This window comes from Pseudomonas sp. SZ40 (genome assembly GCF_052958135.1).
This window is the reverse complement of record NZ_JBQWIF010000010.1, coordinates 145,408-163,079: the sequence shown is the minus strand read 5'-3', so window position 1 is coordinate 163,079 and position 17,672 is coordinate 145,408. Positions and strand designations below refer to the sequence as shown.

Here is a 17,672-nt window from a genome sequence, read left to right as displayed (position 1 = left end):
CTGTGGGGGCTATGGGAGTGGAAATTGTAGGAGCACCACCTGTGGGAGCGGGCCATGCCCGCGAATCTCCATCGGCATCAACGCATGGTTTGCGGTTGGATATCGCACCCCGACGCCGGCCATCCATTCAAGGTTGTCCGCCTGGCCCTCTACACAACGATTCCGTTCGGCCTCCTGAAGGGGCGAGTGGCGTATGCCCGATGTATTGCGTTGAGTTCCGTGGTGGACAAGCTTCGCGTTGTCCACCCTATCTGTCAGGGCTCCTCGGTCTCTGGCAGGCCGCCAGCGCGGGCGAGGATGGCGTCGATAGAGGTTTGCGCCTTTGCGAGTACCTGCGGGACGTCGACACCGATCAGGCGGCCGTTGCGCTTGAGGGGAACACCGTCGACGATCACCGTGTCGACGTTGGCGGCGGTGGCCGAGTAGACCACCAGTGCGGCGGGGTCTGTGGTGCCTGGGTAGGCCATGTTCAGCGCGTTGAGGTCCAGCAGGATTAGGTCGGCGCGCTTGCCTGGAGTGATTGAACCGATCTCCTTGTCCATGCCGATCGAGCGGGCTGCCTCCAGGGTCGCCAGTTCGAGGAGGCGGCGTGGCTCGATGGCCGTTTCGGCCTTTTCTGCGCCGGACTCGGTCAACGCCAGCAGGCGCATGTTGGCGAACAGATCGGCGCTACCGGCGAGCGCCGGACCGTCTATGCCGAGACCGAGGCGCCCGACTGGGGCGTAGTCGCTCAACAGGGTCAGGCCATAGCCGACCCGTTGTTCGGTGATGGGGGTCAGTGACAGCGAGCTGCCAGCGGCACGAAAGGCCTCCACTTGTGCGGGCGTGGCGCCGGTCGCGTGGATGATCTGCACGTCCTTGCCGAGCAGGCCGCTGTCGATAAGCGCCGCGTTGCGAGCCCCGCCGGAATGTACCGCTATCGGCAGGCCAAGCGCCCGCGCCGCCTCGATCTCGCGACGGCCAGTCTGCAGTGTTGCCGGCGCGCCTTCGCCCACTCCGCGCCAGCCTAGGCCCAGTGTCACGCGGCCTTGTGGTTCCTTTGCCGCGACTTCAGCCAAGTGCTCGAGATCGACGGCACGGTCGGCCTCGAGGTCATCGTGGGCACCGTACAGCAGGCGTGCCCTGATGCCGCTGTCCGTCAGGGCCTGTCTGGCCGCCTGCCAATGTGCCGGGCTGCGCAGGTTGTGGAAGAAGTCGACCGTAGTGGTCACGCCCGAAGCCAGGGTTTCTACGGCTCCGAAGTAGGTGCCGGCGCGAATGTCCTCGGCGGTGTAGTGGCGCGCCAGGTGTTTTTTCAGCAGGAAATAGTCGGTTGGCGGGGTGTTGCGAAACTGTCCGCGCGCGGCGCTTAGCCATAGATGGGTGTGGGTGTCGACCAACCCGGGGAGTAGCAGCATGCCCCGTGCATCGATTCGCTCGGCACCCGTAGCGGCAAGCTGCGGCCCAATCTCGACGATGCGTCCGTCGCGCAGCAGCACGTCCGCTTCGCGCAAATCACCCAGTTTCGGATCGAGGGTGATGACATGGGCGTTCTCGATCAGCAAATCCTGAGGCTGCGCCTGTATCGCAGGCGTGAGGCAGAGCAGCAGGGCGGCCAGCAGGTAGGGCAGTGGACGATACATGGCGGGTTCCGTTTGACGGCGGGAGTCGCCCCCAGTTAAGGGGGCTGCCTCGCCTACCGCCATGAACAGATCGTTGCCGGATGTGTTCGGCTGCGTCGGTTATGGCTGGCCGAACCAGCGTCGGCGGGTTGGTGGCTCCTGGTGCGGAACGAGGGTGGGCAGTTGTTTGAGGCGGATCCAGAGCTCGCCTTGCCACTCGAGTACGCCGATGCTGCTGCTTTGCCAGTTCATTTGCAGGCGGCGTGGGGCGTTCTGGGACGGGGTCGGGAGATCGTGCAACTGGGGGATGACGTCCTGACTGAACCAGCGGCTGAGGTTGCGGTGCTCAGGGTGCATGAAACGGTACAGCGCCTTGTACAGCCCGGCCTGATCGATGACCTGCACGGGCTCTTCGCTGCCGCTGGCATGGCGTAGGTACGTGGAGCGAATCTGCTCCGGATCCATGCGCCGGCATAGGCGCTCGGCGTGGCGCTGGCCGAGCAGGCGGCCGACATCGCTGGCGACGAACCAGGGTTGGCGGTCGATTAGAATCGCGCGTAGTGGCTTGTTATGGCGTATGAACACAGTGGGGATGAATGCATCAAGCATCGTGAAGGCTCCGAGTTGGGTTCAGGAGCTGCCTCGATCGCTGTCAACCGAATGGAGGCAGACCGCGCAGGGTTGACAGACCGGACTCGGAAGCCGGCAGACCACGAGGATCTCCCCACGCGATCTGCCATAGAGCGGAGCAGTGCAAACTGCATGCAAAGGCCGGCCTGCAAGAACGAACGCCGTTCTCGCATGCACCGGTTGGCACATCGCGCCGAGTGTCGAGCTGTCAAACCCGGCCACGGGATTGACCGTGGCCGATGCAGGATAGGGGCGCAACGCGGGCGAGGCAAGCGGTACGCAGGGTACTGGCGTTTGGTTTATTGGATCGATTCGAGCAACAAACCATTGCAAATAAGGCCGTATTTCGAATCAATCTGTCACCCTATGATGGCCCGGAATCTTTCTCTCCGAGGCTATGCCATGAGTGCTCTGCGTCTGTTGCGTCCTTTGTTGTTCGGTAGTGTCGTGCTGTCCATGGCTGGCCATGCGTTGGCGGCCGAGCCGTTGAAGCTGGAGTTGTACAACCCGGGCGAGCGTTCGGTTTTTCCGGTGTCGTCGCAGATCGTTTCCGGGCCGACCGAGGCGGTGTTGATCGATGCGCAGTTCCAGAACAACGATGCGCAGGCGCTGGTCGAGAAGGTGCGTGCCACGGGCAAGAAGCTGACCACCGTCTATATCAGCCACAGTGACCCGGATTACTACTTTGGCCTGGATGTGATCCACCGCGCCTTCCCGGACGCGAAGATCGTCGCCACCGCCGAAACCGTGGCGGCCATCGAGGCGAGCAAGGACGGCAAGCTGGCGCATTGGGGGCCGATCCTCAAGGAAAACGCGCCGAAGGCTCTGCTCGTGCCGCAGGCGCTGAGCGAGCCGAAGCTGACGGTGGACGGCCAGGTGCTGGAGATTCGTGGGCCGGAGCCGAAGCGTACCTTCGTGTGGATCCCGTCGTTGAAGACCGTGGTAGGGGGCATTCCGGTGTCGGCCAATATCCATGTGTGGCTGGCCGATACCCAGACCGAGCAATCGCGCCGCGACTGGCTGGGCACCCTGGACGCCATCACCGCATTGAAGCCGCACAAGGTGGTACCGGGCCATTACCTGCACAATGCCGATGGCAGCGTGCCTCACTCGCCGCAGACCGTCAGCGCGACCCGCGACTATTTGCTGGCCTTCGAGCAGGAGGTGGAGCGTGCGCCGGACTCCGTGCATCTGATCGCCGCGATGCGCAAGCGCTACCCGGATCTGGCAGAAGAGTCGTCCCTCGAATTGAGCGCCCAGGTCATCAAGGGTGAGGTGAAGTGGCCGCAATAAGCCTCACCTGAACCGAAATGAAATCGCCCTGCCCGGCAACGTTGCAGGGCGATTTCGTGTTGTTACCGGTTACAACGAACGACTTCTCCCCATCGCAACCCCCACCGGTATGGCGACCGCTCTGGAATCGACCTCCGACCTCCCAAACACGATCCCAACTGACGCCCACCAACCGTGCACTTATAAAACCGGTGTTTCGGATTGTTGCACCAGCCTGGACGATGCCTTGCTCGGTTGAGATGCGCAGTTGGTAGCGGTCTGCGGCGATCGTGGCGCCTTTTTAATCGAAAATGACGCATTCCTTGGAACGACTCTCCAAGCTTATGCCGTTGGGCATTCCCGGCACGCATTTCAGTTATACCTTCGGCCGTCGGACGTGGAAGTGGCATAGGGCTTGCTCTTGCAGGATGGCCAATCCTAAAACTCCTCAGGAGCACGTCCATGCCTCACAAGTCTTTTCAGAAAGCTTTCCTGGCGCTTGCGGTTACCGGCGCACTGGGTTTTTCCTCTATTGCGCATGCCGATATCGTCATAGGCGTGGGCGCTCCCATGACCGGCGGCAACGCGGCTTTCGGTGATCAGTTGTGGCGTGGCGCCGAGCAGGCGGCGGCGGATATCAACGCGGCGGGCGGTATCAATGGCGAGCAGATCAAGCTGGTCAAGGGCGACGATGCGTGTGAGCCGAAGCAGGCCGTTTCCGTTGCCAACCGCATGGTCGACTCCGACAAGGTGGTGGCGGTGATCGGGCATTTCTGCTCGTCCTCCACCATGCCGGCTTCCGAGGTGTATGACGAGGCGGGCATTCTCGCCATCACCCCGGCTTCGACCAACCCACAGGTCACCGAGCGTGGCCTGTCCGCGATGTTCCGCATGTGCGGCCGCGATGATCAGCAGGGGATCGTCGCCGGTGATTACATCGTCGACACGCTCAAGGCCAAGAAGGTCGCCGTGGTGCACGACAAGGACACCTACGGCCAGGGCCTGGCCGACGCCACCCGCGCGCAGCTCAACAAGCGTGGCGTGAAGGAAGTGATGTACGAAGGCCTGACCCGCGGCGAGAAGGACTTCAACGCTCTGGTCACCAAGATCCGTGCGAGCGGTGCCGAGGTCGTTTACTTCGGTGGCCTGCACGCCGAGGCAGGCCCGCTGGTACGGCAGATGCGCGAGCAGGGCGTGACCGCCAAGTTCGTCTCCGGCGACGGCATCGTGACCGATGAGATGGTTGGCACCGCTGGCGGCCCGCAGTACGTCGATGGCGTGCTGATGACCTTTGGCGCCGATCCGCGTCTGATCCCGGATGGCAAGGCAGTGATCGAGAAATTCCGTGGCAATGGCTACGAGCCGGAAGGGTACACGCTGTACTCCTACGCCTCCATGCAGGTGGTCGCCGCGGCCTTCGCCGGTATCAAGGGCACCGATGGCGCCGAAGCCGCTGCCTGGTTGAAGGCCAACCCGGTGCAGACAGTGATGGGCAAGAAGGAATTCGACGAGAAGGGCGATCTGAAGGTCTCCGACTACGTGATGTATCAGTGGGGCACTGACGGCAAATACAAGCAGCTTTGAGAGAGAGTCCGTTCACGGCCGGCATAGCAGAACCAGGCAAAGCGAAAGCGGCCTTTCGTAGGGTGGACGTCGCTTCACCCGTCCACCGTCTTGCGATCGCAATGGTGGATGAAAAGAGCGTCATCCACCCTACGTCTATCTCGAAGACCGTGAACACAACTCCAAACCCGGTGGGTCATGGCCTGCCGGGGCTGCTGCGGTCGCCTGGCGGCTGCGCGCTTTTTTCCGTCACTGACTCAGAGATTCTTCAATGGACGGCATCTTCCTGCAGCAACTGGTCAACGGCCTGACCCTCGGTTCGGTCTACGGTCTGATCGCCATCGGCTACACCATGGTTTACGGCATCATCGGCATGATCAACTTCGCCCACGGCGAGGTGTACATGGTCTCCGCCTACCTGGCGGCCATTGCCATCGCGCTACTCGGTTTCTTCGGTGTGCATTCCTTCCCGCTGGTGATCCTCGGCACGCTGGTCTTCACCATCGTGGTCACCGGGGTGTACGGCTTCGCCATCGAACGCATCGCCTACAAACCCCTGCGCAACTCCACACGGCTGGCGCCGCTGATCAGCGCCATCGGCATGTCGCTGATCCTGCAGAACTACGTGCAGCTCAGCCAGGGCGCGCGGCAACAGGGTATTCCAACCATGCTCGAAGGCGCGCTGCGCCTGCATGTGGGGGACGGTTACGTGATGATCACCTACACCAAGCTGTTCATCATCGCGGCGGCCATCATCGGCATGCTGGCGCTGACCTTCATCATCCAGAACACCCGCCTGGGGCGCATGTGCCGCGCCACCCAGCAGGACCGCAAGATGGCGCAGATCCTCGGTATCAACACCGACCGGGTGATTTCCTACGTGTTCGTCATCGGCGCTTCCATGGGCGCGCTGGCCGGGGTGCTGATCACCCTCAACTACGGCACCTTCGATTTCTACGCCGGCTTCATCATCGGCATCAAGGCCTTCACCGCAGCGGTGCTCGGCGGCATCGGTTCGCTGCCCGGTGCGATGCTCGGCGGGCTGATTCTCGGCGTGGCCGAGGCGCAGTTCTCCGGCATGGTGAATTCCGATTACAAGGACGTGTTCAGTTTCTCGCTGCTGGTGCTGATCCTGATCTTCCGTCCCCAGGGCCTGCTGGGCCGTCCTCAGGTAACCAAGGTGTAAGCCGTGAGTACGACTTCTTCTATCGATGTGAAAAAGAGCCTGATCGACAGCCTGATGGCTGGCCTGATCGCGCTCATCGTGTTCGGCCCCGTGGTCGGCGTAGTGCTGCAGGGGTATGACTTCAACATGCGGATCGACCGGGTGGCGTGGATGGTCGGTGCGGTGATGGTCGGCCGCCTGCTGCTCAGCCTGTTCCTGCAGACAGGCAAGGGGCGCACGGTGCTCGAGGGCTTCGAGCGCTCCGGCGGTGGTGTCGGCGTGCAGCCACCGGGCTACGTGTCGCGGATGCGCTGGATCATCCCGGCGCTGATCGTGCTGGCGATCATCTTCCCATTCTTCGCCAACAAGTACCTGCTGACGGTGATCATCCTCGGCCTGATCTACGTGTTGCTCGGCCTGGGTCTGAACATCGTGGTCGGCCTCGCCGGGCTGCTCGATCTGGGCTTCGTCGGCTTCTACGCCATCGGTGCCTACGGCCTGACCATGGGCTATGAGTACCTGGGCCTGGGCTTCTGGAGCATGTTGCCGCTGGCGGCGCTGATGGCGGCCTTCGCCGGGACGATACTGGGCTTTCCGGTGTTGCGCATGCACGGGGATTACCTGGCCATCGTCACGCTGGGCTTTGGCGAAATCATCCGCCTGGTGCTGACCAACTGGCTGGAACTCACCGGTGGCCCCAACGGCATGAGCGCGCCGGCACCGACCTTCTTCGGTCTGGAATTCGCCCGTCGTGCCAAGGACGGTGGCGTGCCGTACCACGAGTTCTTTGGCGTGGCCTACAACCCCAACATGAAGTTCCTGTTCATCTATGCGGTGCTGGTGCTGGTCGTGCTGCTGGTGCTGTACGTCAAGCACCGCCTCACGCGCATGCCGGTCGGTCGCGCCTGGGAAGCGCTGCGCGAGGATGAAATCGCCTGCCGCTCCATGGGTCTGAACCACGTGCTGGTCAAGCTCTCGGCCTTCACCCTGGGGGCATCCACCGCCGGTATCGCCGGGGTGTTCTTCGCCACCTATCAGGGCTTCGTCAACCCGACCTCGTTCACCTTCTTCGAGTCGGCACTGATTCTCGCCATCGTGGTACTCGGCGGCATGGGTTCGACGGTGGGGGTGGTGATCGCCGCCTTCGTGCTGACCATCACCCCGGAACTGCTGCGCAGCTTCGCCGACTACCGGGTGCTGCTGTTCGGCATTCTCATGGTGGTGATGATGATCTGGCGGCCACGCGGGCTGATCCGCATCAACCGCATCGGCATCGCCCCGCGTAAAGGAGTCGCGCCATGAGCGACAACATCCTTTCGGTCGACAGCCTGATGATGCATTTCGGTGGCATCAAGGCGCTCAACGACGTCAACTTCTCCATCAAGCGCAACTCGATCTCGGCGCTGATCGGCCCCAATGGCGCCGGCAAGACCACGGTGTTCAACTGCCTGACCGGCTTCTATTCGGCCACTGGCGGCAAGATCCTGCTCAATGCGCAGAGCAAGCAGACCGACGTGATCCGCATCCTCGGCGAGCCCTTCGCCGCGGACGATTTCATCAAGCCTCGGCAGTTCGGTTCCCGGCTCTGGTACAAGATGTTCGGCGGCACCCACCTGGTCAACCGCGCCGGCCTGGCACGGACCTTCCAGAACATTCGCCTGTTCAAGGAAATGACCGTGCTGGAGAACCTGCTGGTGGCCCAGCACATGCTCGCCCAGCGCAGCCTGATCGCTGGCATCCTCAACACCCCCGGCTACCGGCGCAGCGAAAGCAAGCTGCTGGACACGGCGTTCTACTGGCTGGAAGTGGTCAACCTGGTCGAGCACGCCAATCACCTGGCCGGCGAGCTCTCCTACGGCCAGCAGCGTCGCCTGGAAATCGCCCGGGCCATGTGCACCGGCCCCGAGCTGATCTGCCTGGATGAACCGGCCGCCGGCCTCAACCCGTCGGAAACTCACGCGCTGAGCAAGATCATCCGCCTGCTGCGTGATGAACATGGTCTGACCGTGCTGCTGATCGAGCACGACATGGGCATGGTGATGAGCATTTCCGACCACATCATCGTGCTCGACCATGGGCTGGTCATCGCCCAAGGCGGCCCGGACGCCATCAAGAACGACCCGAAAGTGATCGCCGCCTACCTCGGCGCGGACGAGGAGGAGGTGGCATGACCGATATCAACGTGGCTCCGATTCTGGCGTTCAAGGACGTCGACGTGCATTACGGGCAGATCCAGGCGCTGAAAAAGGTCAACCTGCACATCGATCCAGGCGAGACGGTGAGCCTGATCGGTGCCAACGGTGCGGGCAAGTCGACGCTGCTGATGTCGATCTTCGGCCAGCCGCGGGCCAGTGGCGGGCAGATTCTCTATCAGGGGGAAGACATCACCCGCAAGAGCACTCACTTCGTGGCCTCCAACGGAATCGCCCAGTCCCCGGAAGGGCGCCGGGTGTTTCCCGACATGAGCGTGGAGGAGAACCTGCTGATGGGCACCATCCCCATCGGCACCAAGCATGCCGCCGAGGACATGCAGCGGATGTTCGAGCTGTTCCCGCGGCTCAAGGAGCGGCGTAATCAGCGGGCGATGACCATGTCCGGTGGCGAGCAGCAGATGCTGGCCATCGCCCGGGCGCTGATGAGCCGACCCAAGCTGCTGCTGCTCGACGAGCCGTCGCTGGGCCTGGCGCCCATCGTGGTCAAGCAGATCTTCGCCACCCTGCGCGAGCTGGCGCAGACCGGCATGACCATCTTCCTGGTCGAACAGAACGCCAACCACGCCTTGCGCCTCAGCGACCGTGCCTACGTGATGGTCACCGGCGAAATCCGCATGACCGGCACGGGGCAGGAGCTGCTCGGCAACCAGGAAGTGCGCAACGCCTACCTGGGCGGGCACTAGCGCCTGCACCTTTATCGCCCGCAAGCGGGCTCCTACCTATCGAGACTCGTAGGAGCCGGCTTGCCGGCGATGCGATTGCTCCCGCGACACGATGCTGGCCGCCACCACTATCGCCCGCAAGCGGCCCCCACGCACCGAGACTGACCACGGTCCCGTAGGAGCCGGCTCGCCGGCGATGCGATTTCTCCCGCGCCGCAGCGCTGGCAGTCGCCACTATCGCCCGCAAGCGGCCCCCACGCACTGAGACTGACCGCGGTCCCGTAGGAGCCGGCTCGCCGGCGATGCGATTTCTCCCGCGACACGGTGCTGGCCGCCACCACTATCCCCCGCAAACGGCACCACGCACCGAGACTGACCACGATCCCGTAGGAGCCGGCTCGCCGGCGATGCGATTTCTCCCGCGACACGGTGCTGGCCGCCACCACTATCGCCCGCAAACGGCACCACGCACCGAGACTGACCACGATCCCGTAGGAGCCGGCTCGCCGGCGATACGATTTATCCCGCGACACGATGCTGGCCGCCACCACTATCGCCCGCAAACGGGCCCCACGCATCGAGACTGACCACGGTCCCGTAGGAGCCGGCTCGCCGGCGATGCAATTTATCCCGCAACACGATGCTGGCCGCCACCACTATCGCCCGCAAACGGCCCCACGCACCGAGACTGACTACGGTCCCGTAGGAGCCGGCTTGCCGGCGATGCGATTTATCCCGCAACGCGATCTCACTCGTCGCTCAGGTACCCGTGGCGCCCTGTGCATAAACGGCGAACCACTGTTGCAGGCTATCCATCAGGGTCATGGCGTGTCTCCTCTCGAACAGGGCCCCAGAGTAAGCCTGCACTGGTGTTCTGGCCGCATGTTTGTCTGGATCGTGTCGATAGGTTTTACGGATGACGCTGCGGTCTGTTGCCTCAGGTCATGGGCAAGCGCGGCGCGATAGGGCACGCTGCACTTATTCACTGCCTAGGAGACTCCCATGATTCGCAAGTTTGTCGTCGCCTCCGTGCTGGTTCTCGCCAGTGCTCCGTTGTTGGCTGCCGAGTGTTCGGTGGAAGTGCACTCCACCGACCAGATGACCTTCGATACCAAGGCGATCGAGGTAAGCAAGAGCTGCAAGACCTTCACCATCGAGCTCAAGCACGTCGGCAATCTGCCCAAGCACATAATGGGGCACAACCTGGTAGTGGCGAAAACCGCTGACGTTCAGGCCGTCAGCACCGATGCAATCGCTGCCGGTGTCGAGAAGGGTTACCTGAAGGACGGCGACGAGCGGGTGATCGCGCATACCAAGCTGATCGGCGGTGGCGAGTCCGATTCGGTGACCTTCGACGTCAGCAAGCTGGACGCCGCGCAAAGCTACCAGTTCTTCTGCTCGTTCCCAGGCCACGCGGCGCTGATGAAGGGGGCGCTGACCCTGGTCGACTAGGCATCCGGGTCACGGCAAGGGCCGCTGCTTCGTCAGCGGCCTTTTTGCATCTGTGTAAAAGATATCCCTGTCGCAGACTTACACACAAAGCCTGTTGATAAGCTTGTTTCGAAGGTGTTAACAACTGCGCGTAGAGCAGCCTGCACCTGGGTTGTGGCGTTTAGCGCTTTTTTTGATCAGGCGATTTATCCAATCAAAACAGTGGGTTGTGGTGGGTTATGAGGCCTGCGCCAGATTGTCCACGACTACTGTGGGCAGGGCTGTGGATAAGATGAGCATGCCTGTCTGCAGGCCCCGGAATACGTGTCCTGTAGGTGGGTGGTTATTATCTGATCAGTTGCGAGGTAGCTGGAAAAAACTGAGCGAAGGCCCGCCGAAGTCAAGAAATACTTCAAAGATTTCAGTGGGTTGAATAAAGCCATCGACCGATGAGTAGAAGGTTATCCACGCCAGCTGTGGAGCAAGCTGTGGATAAAGTGGGAGTAGCCTGACGCAGCCCACTGGCTGTCAGGCCTGCCGCAGGCTGATGTTTTTTCAGCCAATCGCGGCAGGTACCGGTTCAGTCTTCTGCGGAGTCGTTGAGGCCCAGCCCGCGCCAGCGTTTGGCGCCGATCAGGATGAAGCGCAATTGCTCGATCATCTTGGTCTGCGGGCGCTTGTGCAGGGGCAGAGAAGAGGACTGCGCATCGATCAGTTCCGGCAGGGTGGCGAACACGGTTTTCACCACCAGATCCGCCAGCATGCTGCGGGCAGGCTCGTCGAGGTGCTGCAGCTTGGGCATCAGGCTCAGATCGCTGGCCAGGTCGGCGGCGATGTCTTCACGGAAGGTGGCCAGTGCCAGGCGCACGGGCAGCGAGCCGCCGAACTGCTCGCGGGCAAGAAACAGGAACTGGCCACGGTTCTGCTCCACGGCGCTGAGAAAGATCTGCACCGAGGCGTCGATGATGCCGCCCAGCTCGAATTCGTTGCGCCGTACCTGACGCAGGGTGATGCGAAAGGTTTCGCCGACTTCGGCCACCAGGGCGAGGCCCAGGGCGTCCATGTCCTTGAAGTGCCGGTAGAAGCCGGTCGGTACGATACCGGCGACACGTGTCACTTCGCGCAGGCTGAGGCTGCTGAAGGCGCGGCCGCTGTCCAGCAGTTGACGGGCCGCATCCATCAGCGCCTGGCGGGTAGGGTGGTGTGAACCGTTTGCAGCCATCGAATCGCTTCCCTGTTCAGCTCGATTCGGAATCGTAAAGCAAAACCCCGCCATGCGGCGGGGTTTGGATTGCTCGCGTCACGCCATCAGTGACGATTTTTCAGGCCGTAGCCCTCGTCGAGCATGCCGGGAACGTCGGCACTCTTGGGGGCGTAGTCCTTGGGGATTTCCATGTCGCGCGGCGGCGTCAGGCGTTCGCGCTTTTCGCTGCTGCTCGGCTCTGCGTGCAGGGTGGCGAGCAGGCGCTGGCGCGTCACTTCATCGAGGGCCAGGCGATCGGCGCCATGGGACAGGTGCTCCTGAACGTCGTGATAGCTCTGGGTCAGTTTCTTGACCAGATTTGCGGTGGTGTTGAAGTGGGTGACCACTTCGCTCTGGTAGGCCTCGAAACGTTCCTGCATGTCGTCCAGCTGGCGCTGGGTGCGGCTAGGCGCTGCATTGGGCGCAAGGCGTGCGATCAGGAAACCGATGGCGATGCCAGCGACCAGGGTAAGTGCCGGTAGCAACCAGGCGGTGAGCGTCTGTTCCACGAGTCCTTCCTCTCTAAACGGCTTTGCTTTACGTTAACGGCTGGAACCTGCGCTGTACACCGCTAAGTGCTGGTGCGAGCAGGTTAAATGCTAGACGAGTCGACCCTGTTCGAGGTCACGGAGTTCACTGTTGCTCATCCGCGAAACCCCCGTAATGATCGATGGCCCGAGCGGCCAGCTTGAGGCCCTTTCTCTGCAGGTGGAAGAGGCGCGTGGCGTCGCGCTGATCTGCCACCCCAATCCGGTGCAGGGCGGCACCATGCTCAACAAGGTGGTGTCGACCCTGCAGCGCACGGCTCGTGATGCCGGCTATCACACCCTGCGTTTCAACTACCGCGGTGTGGGGGCCAGTGCAGGTAGCCATGACATGGGCAGTGGTGAGGTCGATGACGCCGAAGCCGTCGCCCACTGGCTGCGCGAGCGCTATCCCGAGTTGCCACTGACCCTGCTGGGATTTTCCTTCGGTGGTTTCGTCGCCGCCAGCCTTGGTGGCCGTCTGGAGCAGCAGGGCATCGAGCCTGCGAAGCTGTTCATGATCGCCCCGGCTGTAATGCGCCTGAGCGGCGACAACTCGCCTGCCGAGCGCTGCCCGATGGTGGTGATCCAGCCGGATGCCGACGAAGTGCTCGAGCCGCAGCTCGTGTACGACTGGTCGGCCAACCTCGGGCGTGCCCACGAGCTGCTGAAAGTGGCAGAATGCGGGCACTTCTTCCACGGCAAACTGACCGATCTGAAAGACCTGCTGCTGCCTCGCCTCTGAGGACGCATCCGTCAGCCGCCTACCTCCTGTTTAAGCGATCGTCATGACCACTCGTATTCTTACCGGCATCACCACCACTGGCACGCCGCACCTGGGCAACTACGCAGGGGCAATTCGCCCGGCCATCGTCGCCAGTCGCAGCCCCGACGCGGACTCCTTCTACTTCCTCGCCGACTACCACGCGCTGATCAAGTGCGATGACCCGTCGCGCATCCAGCGTTCGCGCCTGGAAATCGCGGCCACCTGGCTGGCGCTGGGCCTGGATACCGACAGGGCGACCTTCTACCGCCAGTCCGATATTCCGGAAATCACCGAGCTGTGCTGGCTGCTGACCTGCGTGGCCGGCAAGGGCCTGCTCAACCGTGCGCACGCCTACAAGGCCTCGGTCGACAAGAACGTCGAGCAGGGTGAAGACCCCGATGCCGGCGTGACCATGGGCCTGTTCAGCTACCCGGTGCTGATGGCGGCGGACATTCTGCTGTTCAATGCCCTGAAGGTGCCGGTCGGTCGCGACCAGATCCAGCACGTGGAAATGGCCCGTGATATCGGTCAGCGCTTCAATCACCTGTTCGGCCAGGGCAAGGATCTGTTCAAGCTGCCCGAGGCGGTGATCGAAGAAGATGTGGCTACCCTGCCGGGCCTGGACGGCCGCAAGATGTCGAAGAGCTACGACAACACCATTCCACTGTTCTCCAGCTCCAAGCAGTTGAAGGATGCCGTGGCGCGCATCGTTACCGACTCCAAGCTGCCCGGCGAAGCGAAGGACCCGGACAATTCGCACCTGTTCACCCTCTACCAGGCCTTCGCCGCACCGACCCAGCAGGCCGATTTCCGCGCCGCGCTGCTCGGCGGCCTGGCCTGGGGGGAAGCCAAGCAGGCGCTTTATGAGTTGCTGGAGGCCGAGTTGGGCGAGGCGCGCGAGCGCTATCACACGCTGATCGCCCGCCCTGCCGATCTCGAAGACATTCTGCTGGCTGGCGCCGCCAAGGCCCGGCGTATCGCCACGCCGTTCCTCGGTGAGCTGCGCGAGGCGGTCGGCCTGCGCTCGTTCCGCAGCCAGGCGGCCAGCACGGACGCCGTGAAGAAGAAGGCCGCCAAGCGCGCCCGCTTCGTCAGCTTCCGCGAAGAAGATGGCAGCTTCCGTTTCCGCCTGCTGGATGCCGATGGCGAGCAACTGCTGCTGTCGCCATCCTTCGCCGATGGCAAGGCGGCGGGGCAGGTGAGCAAGCGCCTGCAGGCCGGCGAGCCGCTGGACATCCGCGTGCAGGGCAATGCCTTCGGGGTGTGGCTGGATGAGCAGTTGGCCGGTGAAAGTCCTGCATTCGCCGATGCGGCTGCAACCGAAGCCGCCGTCGTCCGTTTGCGCGAAGCACTGGCGCCGGAAGAAGCCTGACACCTATCGGCAGCGGGGCGGTCTGAGACCATGGCCCCGATGCCGATAGGGCCAATTTGCCAATCCCCGGGGGCGTCGTTAAAGTGTCGCCCCCGCTTCATTTGCCCGGTTCACGCACTATGACTCCGCTCGAACGCTACCAGGCCGACCTCAAACGTCCGGACTTCTTTCACGATGCCGCTCAGGAAAAGGCCGTGCGCCACCTGCAGCGTCTGTACGACGAGCTGGTCGCCGATGATCGCAGCAAGCCCGGCGTGCTCGGCAAGCTGTTCGGCAAGAAGACCGTTACCCCGGTCAAGGGCCTGTATTTCTGGGGCGGCGTCGGCCGCGGCAAGACCTACCTGGTCGACACCTTCTTCGACGCGCTGCCGTTCAAGGAAAAGGAGCGTACTCACTTCCACCGCTTCATGAAGCGCGTGCACGAAGAGATGCGCACCCTCAAGGACGTCAAGAACCCGCTGACCGTGATCGGCAAGCGCTTCTCCGAGCAGTTCCGAGTGATCTGCTTCGATGAGTTCTTCGTTTCCGACATCACCGACGCGATGATCCTGGCGACCCTTCTCGAGGAGATGTTCAAGAACGGCGTGACCCTGGTATCGACCTCCAACATCGTGCCGGATGGTCTCTACAAGGACGGCCTGCAGCGTGCTCGCTTCCTGCCGGCCATCGAGCTGCTCAAGGTGCACACCGAAATCGTCAACGTCGACAGCGGTATCGATTACCGTCTGCGCGCGTTGGAACAGGCCGAGCTGTTCCACTTCCCGCTGGGCGAGGCTGCCGAGCAGAGCCTGGAGAAGAGCTTCAAGAGCCTGCTGCACGAGAAGGCCAGCGTTCAGGAAAACGAAGCGCTGATGATCGAGAATCGCGCCATCAACGCTCGCCGTGTCGGTGGTGACGTGGGCTGGTTCGACTTCCGCGAGCTGTGCGACGGCCCGCGTAGCCAGAACGATTACATCGAGCTGGGCAAGATCTTCCATTCGGTGATCCTCTCCAACGTCGAGCAGATGAGCGTATCCAAGGAAGACATGGCGCGCCGCTTCATCAACCTGGTGGACGAGTTCTACGACCGTAACGTCAAACTGATCATCTCCGCCGAAGTGGAGCTCAAGGATCTGTACACCGGTGGTCGCCTGAGTTTCGAATTCCAGCGCACCCTCAGCCGTCTGCTGGAAATGCAGTCCCACGAGTTCCTGTCGCGCCCGCACAAGCCCTGATCGGCTGTGCCGAGGCCGTAGTCCCGCTTCCTGATACGAAGCTTGGCCTGCGGCCTTTTTCGTTTCAATTGCCGCTGAGCACCTGCTGGGCCTGTTGCTGGAATTGCTGGCGATACTGGTTCGGCGACAGGCCGGTGTGCTGGCGGAACAGGCGGGCGAAGAAGCTGGCATCGTCGTAGCCGATCTCGTAGCTGACGGTCTTGATGCTCTTCGGTGACGACGACAGCAGCCCCTTGGCCGTTTCGATGCGCAGCCGCTGCAGGTAGTACAGTGGCTTGTCGCCGGTGGCGGCGTGGAAGCGGCGCATGAAGTTGCGGATGCTCATGCCATGCTCACGGGCCACGTCCTCGAAGCGGAAGCGCTCCGCGAAGTGATCCTCGAGCCACTGCTGGATCTGCAGGATTTTCGGGTCCTGATGCTGCTTCTGGCCGCCGAAGCCGATGCGCCCCGGGGTGTAGCTGCGGCGTACTTCGTAGAGGATGTCACGGGCCACGCTCTGCGCCACGCTGGTGCCGCAGAAGCGCTCTATCAGGTAGATGTACAGATCGCACGCCGAGGTCGGACCGGCGACGCAGTAGAGGTTGTCGGCGTCGGTGAGGTGCTTGTCCTGGTTGAGTGCCACCGCCGGAAAACGCGTGGTGAACTCATTGAAGAAGCGCCAGCAGGTGGTCGCCTCCTTGCCGTCGAGCAGCCCGCTGGCTGCCATCCAGAACACGCCATTGGCTTCCCCGCACAGGCTGGCGCCTGCGGCATGGCGCTCGCGCAGCCAGTCGAACACGTGCGGATAGCGGCTGCACAGGGCGTCGTAATCATCCCAGAATGCCGGCAGGATGATCAGCTCCGACTGGTCGTCGAGCGCGCCGTCCACCGGTAGCTGCACGTCGCTGAAACTGCGCACCGGCAAACCGTCCGGGCTGACCAGGCGAACCTCGAAAGTCGGTACCAGCCCGAGCCCCTGCTGCTTGCCATGGCGCAGGCCGGCCATATGAAAGAAATCTCTGGCTTGCATGAGGGTCGAAGCGAATACGCCGGGCGTGGCGAGAATGCTCACGCGAGTGAGCGAGGATGGCTGGCTGGGCATGGCTGTTTTTCTTGTTCTAGTAATTGGGTCGGCTGATGGTAAAGCCGTCAGGCTGTGGCTGAATCGTCTTCTTTTATTCCGGCTGCGTCCAGTCTGGTCTTGTCATCTTCGTCTTGGGAGCCACCGCCATGATTGCCTTTTCCGAACTTGCCGCCTCGCCATTCGCCGGCTGGGATGGCACTCCGGCTGCTGCGAGAGTCCTGCAGAAGCAACTGGCCGAGCAGGTTCGCCTGGAGGATGACTATCCGCCGCTGCGGCTGCTGGCGGGTGTCGATGTGGGCTTCGAGGAAGGCGGTGAAATCACTCGCGCTGCGGCGATACTGCTGGATGCCGAGACCCTGCAGCCACTTGCCGAGTGCGTGGCGCGGATTCCCACCAGCATGCCGTACGTGCCGGGCCTGCTGTCGTTTCGCGAGCTACCGGCACTGATCACGGCGCTGGCGGGGTTGCCGCAGGAGCCGGATCTGATCGTGGTCGATGGCCACGGCATCGCCCACCCCCGGGGGCTGGGTATCGCGGCGCATCTTGGGGTGGTCAGCGGCCGGCCGACCATCGGCGTGGCGAAGAAGATCCTTACCGGTCAGCACGGGGAATTGGGGGAAGAGCGGGGCGACAAGGTCGAATTGCTTGACCGTCAGGGGCGACAGATCGCCTGGATGCTGCGCAGCAAGCGCAAGGTGCGACCGCTGATCGTCTCGCCTGGCCATCGGGTCGGTATGGACAGCGCGGTGGCGCTGGTGCTCGACTGGGGCAGGGGCTATCGCTTGCCGGAACCGACGCGGCTGGCCGACCGCCTGGCATCGCGGCGCGATACCAAGGGGCCGAAACTTCTTTAGCCAAGGTTGCCTGCGCCGCGGATTCGGTGGGCTCAAGCCCACCCCAGGGTAGGGCGCTCTAGCTGCAGGGTGGGCTTCAGCCCACCACCACAAAGCCCA

Annotated in this window: 16 protein-coding genes; 11 read left to right on the top strand and 5 right to left on the bottom strand. The window is 62.8% G+C overall.

From position 1 onward, the window contains the following. Nucleotides 1–254: 254 nt before the first annotated feature. Both ACT9T4_RS10970 and ACT9T4_RS10965 read right to left on the bottom strand, forming a co-directional pair. A complete protein-coding gene (locus tag ACT9T4_RS10970) occupies nucleotides 255–1,622 on the bottom strand; it encodes an amidohydrolase family protein (RefSeq protein ID WP_499116947.1) in 1,368 nt (455 codons plus the stop codon). 99 nt (nucleotides 1,623–1,721) lie between these two features. After that, nucleotides 1,722–2,210 (bottom strand): BRO-N domain-containing protein, encoded by a 489-nt coding sequence (locus ACT9T4_RS10965; RefSeq protein ID WP_499116945.1) that lies wholly within the window; start codon nucleotides 2,208–2,210, stop codon nucleotides 1,722–1,724. A gap of 423 nt (nucleotides 2,211–2,633) precedes the next feature. Between ACT9T4_RS10965 and ACT9T4_RS10960 the strand changes: the two genes are divergently transcribed. From ACT9T4_RS10960 to azu, 7 genes are all read left to right on the top strand, one after another. Continuing rightward, a complete protein-coding gene (locus tag ACT9T4_RS10960) occupies nucleotides 2,634–3,524 on the top strand; it encodes an MBL fold metallo-hydrolase (protein ID WP_499116943.1) in 891 nt (296 codons plus the stop codon). Between the two features lie 441 nt (nucleotides 3,525–3,965). Beyond that, the gene (locus ACT9T4_RS10955; protein ID WP_042556335.1) at nucleotides 3,966–5,087 is read left to right on the top strand and encodes a branched-chain amino acid ABC transporter substrate-binding protein; all 1,122 of its coding nucleotides are present in this window, start codon (nucleotides 3,966–3,968) and stop codon (nucleotides 5,085–5,087) included. Between the two features lie 250 nt (nucleotides 5,088–5,337). Continuing rightward, nucleotides 5,338–6,252, top strand: a complete 915-nt coding sequence (locus ACT9T4_RS10950; protein WP_042556336.1) for an ABC transporter permease subunit — start codon at nucleotides 5,338–5,340, stop codon at nucleotides 6,250–6,252. A gap of 3 nt (nucleotides 6,253–6,255) precedes the next feature. Then, nucleotides 6,256–7,533, top strand: coding sequence for a high-affinity branched-chain amino acid ABC transporter permease LivM (livM, locus tag ACT9T4_RS10945; protein WP_082045906.1), 1,278 nt, complete (start codon nucleotides 6,256–6,258; stop codon nucleotides 7,531–7,533). Further along, entirely contained in the window at nucleotides 7,530–8,402 is an 873-nt protein-coding gene (locus ACT9T4_RS10940) for an ABC transporter ATP-binding protein (RefSeq protein ID WP_042556337.1), read from the top strand. The genes livM and ACT9T4_RS10940 overlap by 4 nt, the downstream gene beginning before the upstream one ends. Continuing rightward, complete coding sequence (locus ACT9T4_RS10935; protein WP_042556338.1) at nucleotides 8,399–9,127, top strand: ABC transporter ATP-binding protein; 729 nt, start codon at nucleotides 8,399–8,401, stop codon at nucleotides 9,125–9,127. The genes ACT9T4_RS10940 and ACT9T4_RS10935 overlap by 4 nt, the downstream gene beginning before the upstream one ends. Nucleotides 9,128–10,108: 981 nt before the next feature. After that, the gene (azu, locus tag ACT9T4_RS10930) at nucleotides 10,109–10,558 is read left to right on the top strand and encodes an azurin (protein WP_042556340.1); all 450 of its coding nucleotides are present in this window, start codon (nucleotides 10,109–10,111) and stop codon (nucleotides 10,556–10,558) included. A 559-nt stretch (nucleotides 10,559–11,117) separates the two neighbouring features. Here the strand turns inward: azu and ACT9T4_RS10925 are convergent. Both ACT9T4_RS10925 and ACT9T4_RS10920 read right to left on the bottom strand, forming a co-directional pair. Next, nucleotides 11,118–11,759 (bottom strand): TetR family transcriptional regulator, encoded by a 642-nt coding sequence (locus tag ACT9T4_RS10925; protein ID WP_042556341.1) that lies wholly within the window; start codon nucleotides 11,757–11,759, stop codon nucleotides 11,118–11,120. A gap of 86 nt (nucleotides 11,760–11,845) precedes the next feature. Further along, nucleotides 11,846–12,289, bottom strand: coding sequence for a Z-ring associated ZapG family protein (locus ACT9T4_RS10920; protein WP_499116939.1), 444 nt, complete (start codon nucleotides 12,287–12,289; stop codon nucleotides 11,846–11,848). Between the two features lie 130 nt (nucleotides 12,290–12,419). Between ACT9T4_RS10920 and ACT9T4_RS10915 the strand changes: the two genes are divergently transcribed. The 3 genes from ACT9T4_RS10915 to zapE all read left to right on the top strand — a co-directional run bounded on the left by ACT9T4_RS10915 (nucleotide 12,420) and on the right by zapE (nucleotide 15,656). Continuing rightward, a complete protein-coding gene (locus ACT9T4_RS10915; RefSeq protein WP_042556343.1) occupies nucleotides 12,420–13,049 on the top strand; it encodes an alpha/beta hydrolase in 630 nt (209 codons plus the stop codon). A gap of 43 nt (nucleotides 13,050–13,092) precedes the next feature. After that, nucleotides 13,093–14,442, top strand: coding sequence for a tryptophan--tRNA ligase (locus tag ACT9T4_RS10910; protein WP_042556344.1), 1,350 nt, complete (start codon nucleotides 13,093–13,095; stop codon nucleotides 14,440–14,442). 119 nt (nucleotides 14,443–14,561) lie between these two features. Then, nucleotides 14,562–15,656, top strand: coding sequence for a cell division protein ZapE (gene zapE, locus ACT9T4_RS10905; protein WP_042556345.1), 1,095 nt, complete (start codon nucleotides 14,562–14,564; stop codon nucleotides 15,654–15,656). A 64-nt stretch (nucleotides 15,657–15,720) separates the two neighbouring features. On the opposite strand, the gene ACT9T4_RS10900 is transcribed toward zapE, so the two are convergent. Further along, nucleotides 15,721–16,641, bottom strand: a complete 921-nt coding sequence (locus tag ACT9T4_RS10900) for a GlxA family transcriptional regulator (RefSeq protein WP_373565157.1) — start codon at nucleotides 16,639–16,641, stop codon at nucleotides 15,721–15,723. Nucleotides 16,642–16,865: 224 nt separating this feature from the next. Here ACT9T4_RS10900 and nfi point away from each other — a divergent pair, with 224 nt between their 5' ends. Continuing rightward, nucleotides 16,866–17,573 carry a deoxyribonuclease V gene (nfi, locus tag ACT9T4_RS10895; RefSeq protein ID WP_499116936.1) on the top strand — a complete coding sequence of 236 codons (708 nt, stop codon included), beginning with the start codon at nucleotides 16,866–16,868 and terminating at the stop codon, nucleotides 17,571–17,573. Nucleotides 17,574–17,672 lie beyond the last annotated feature (99 nt).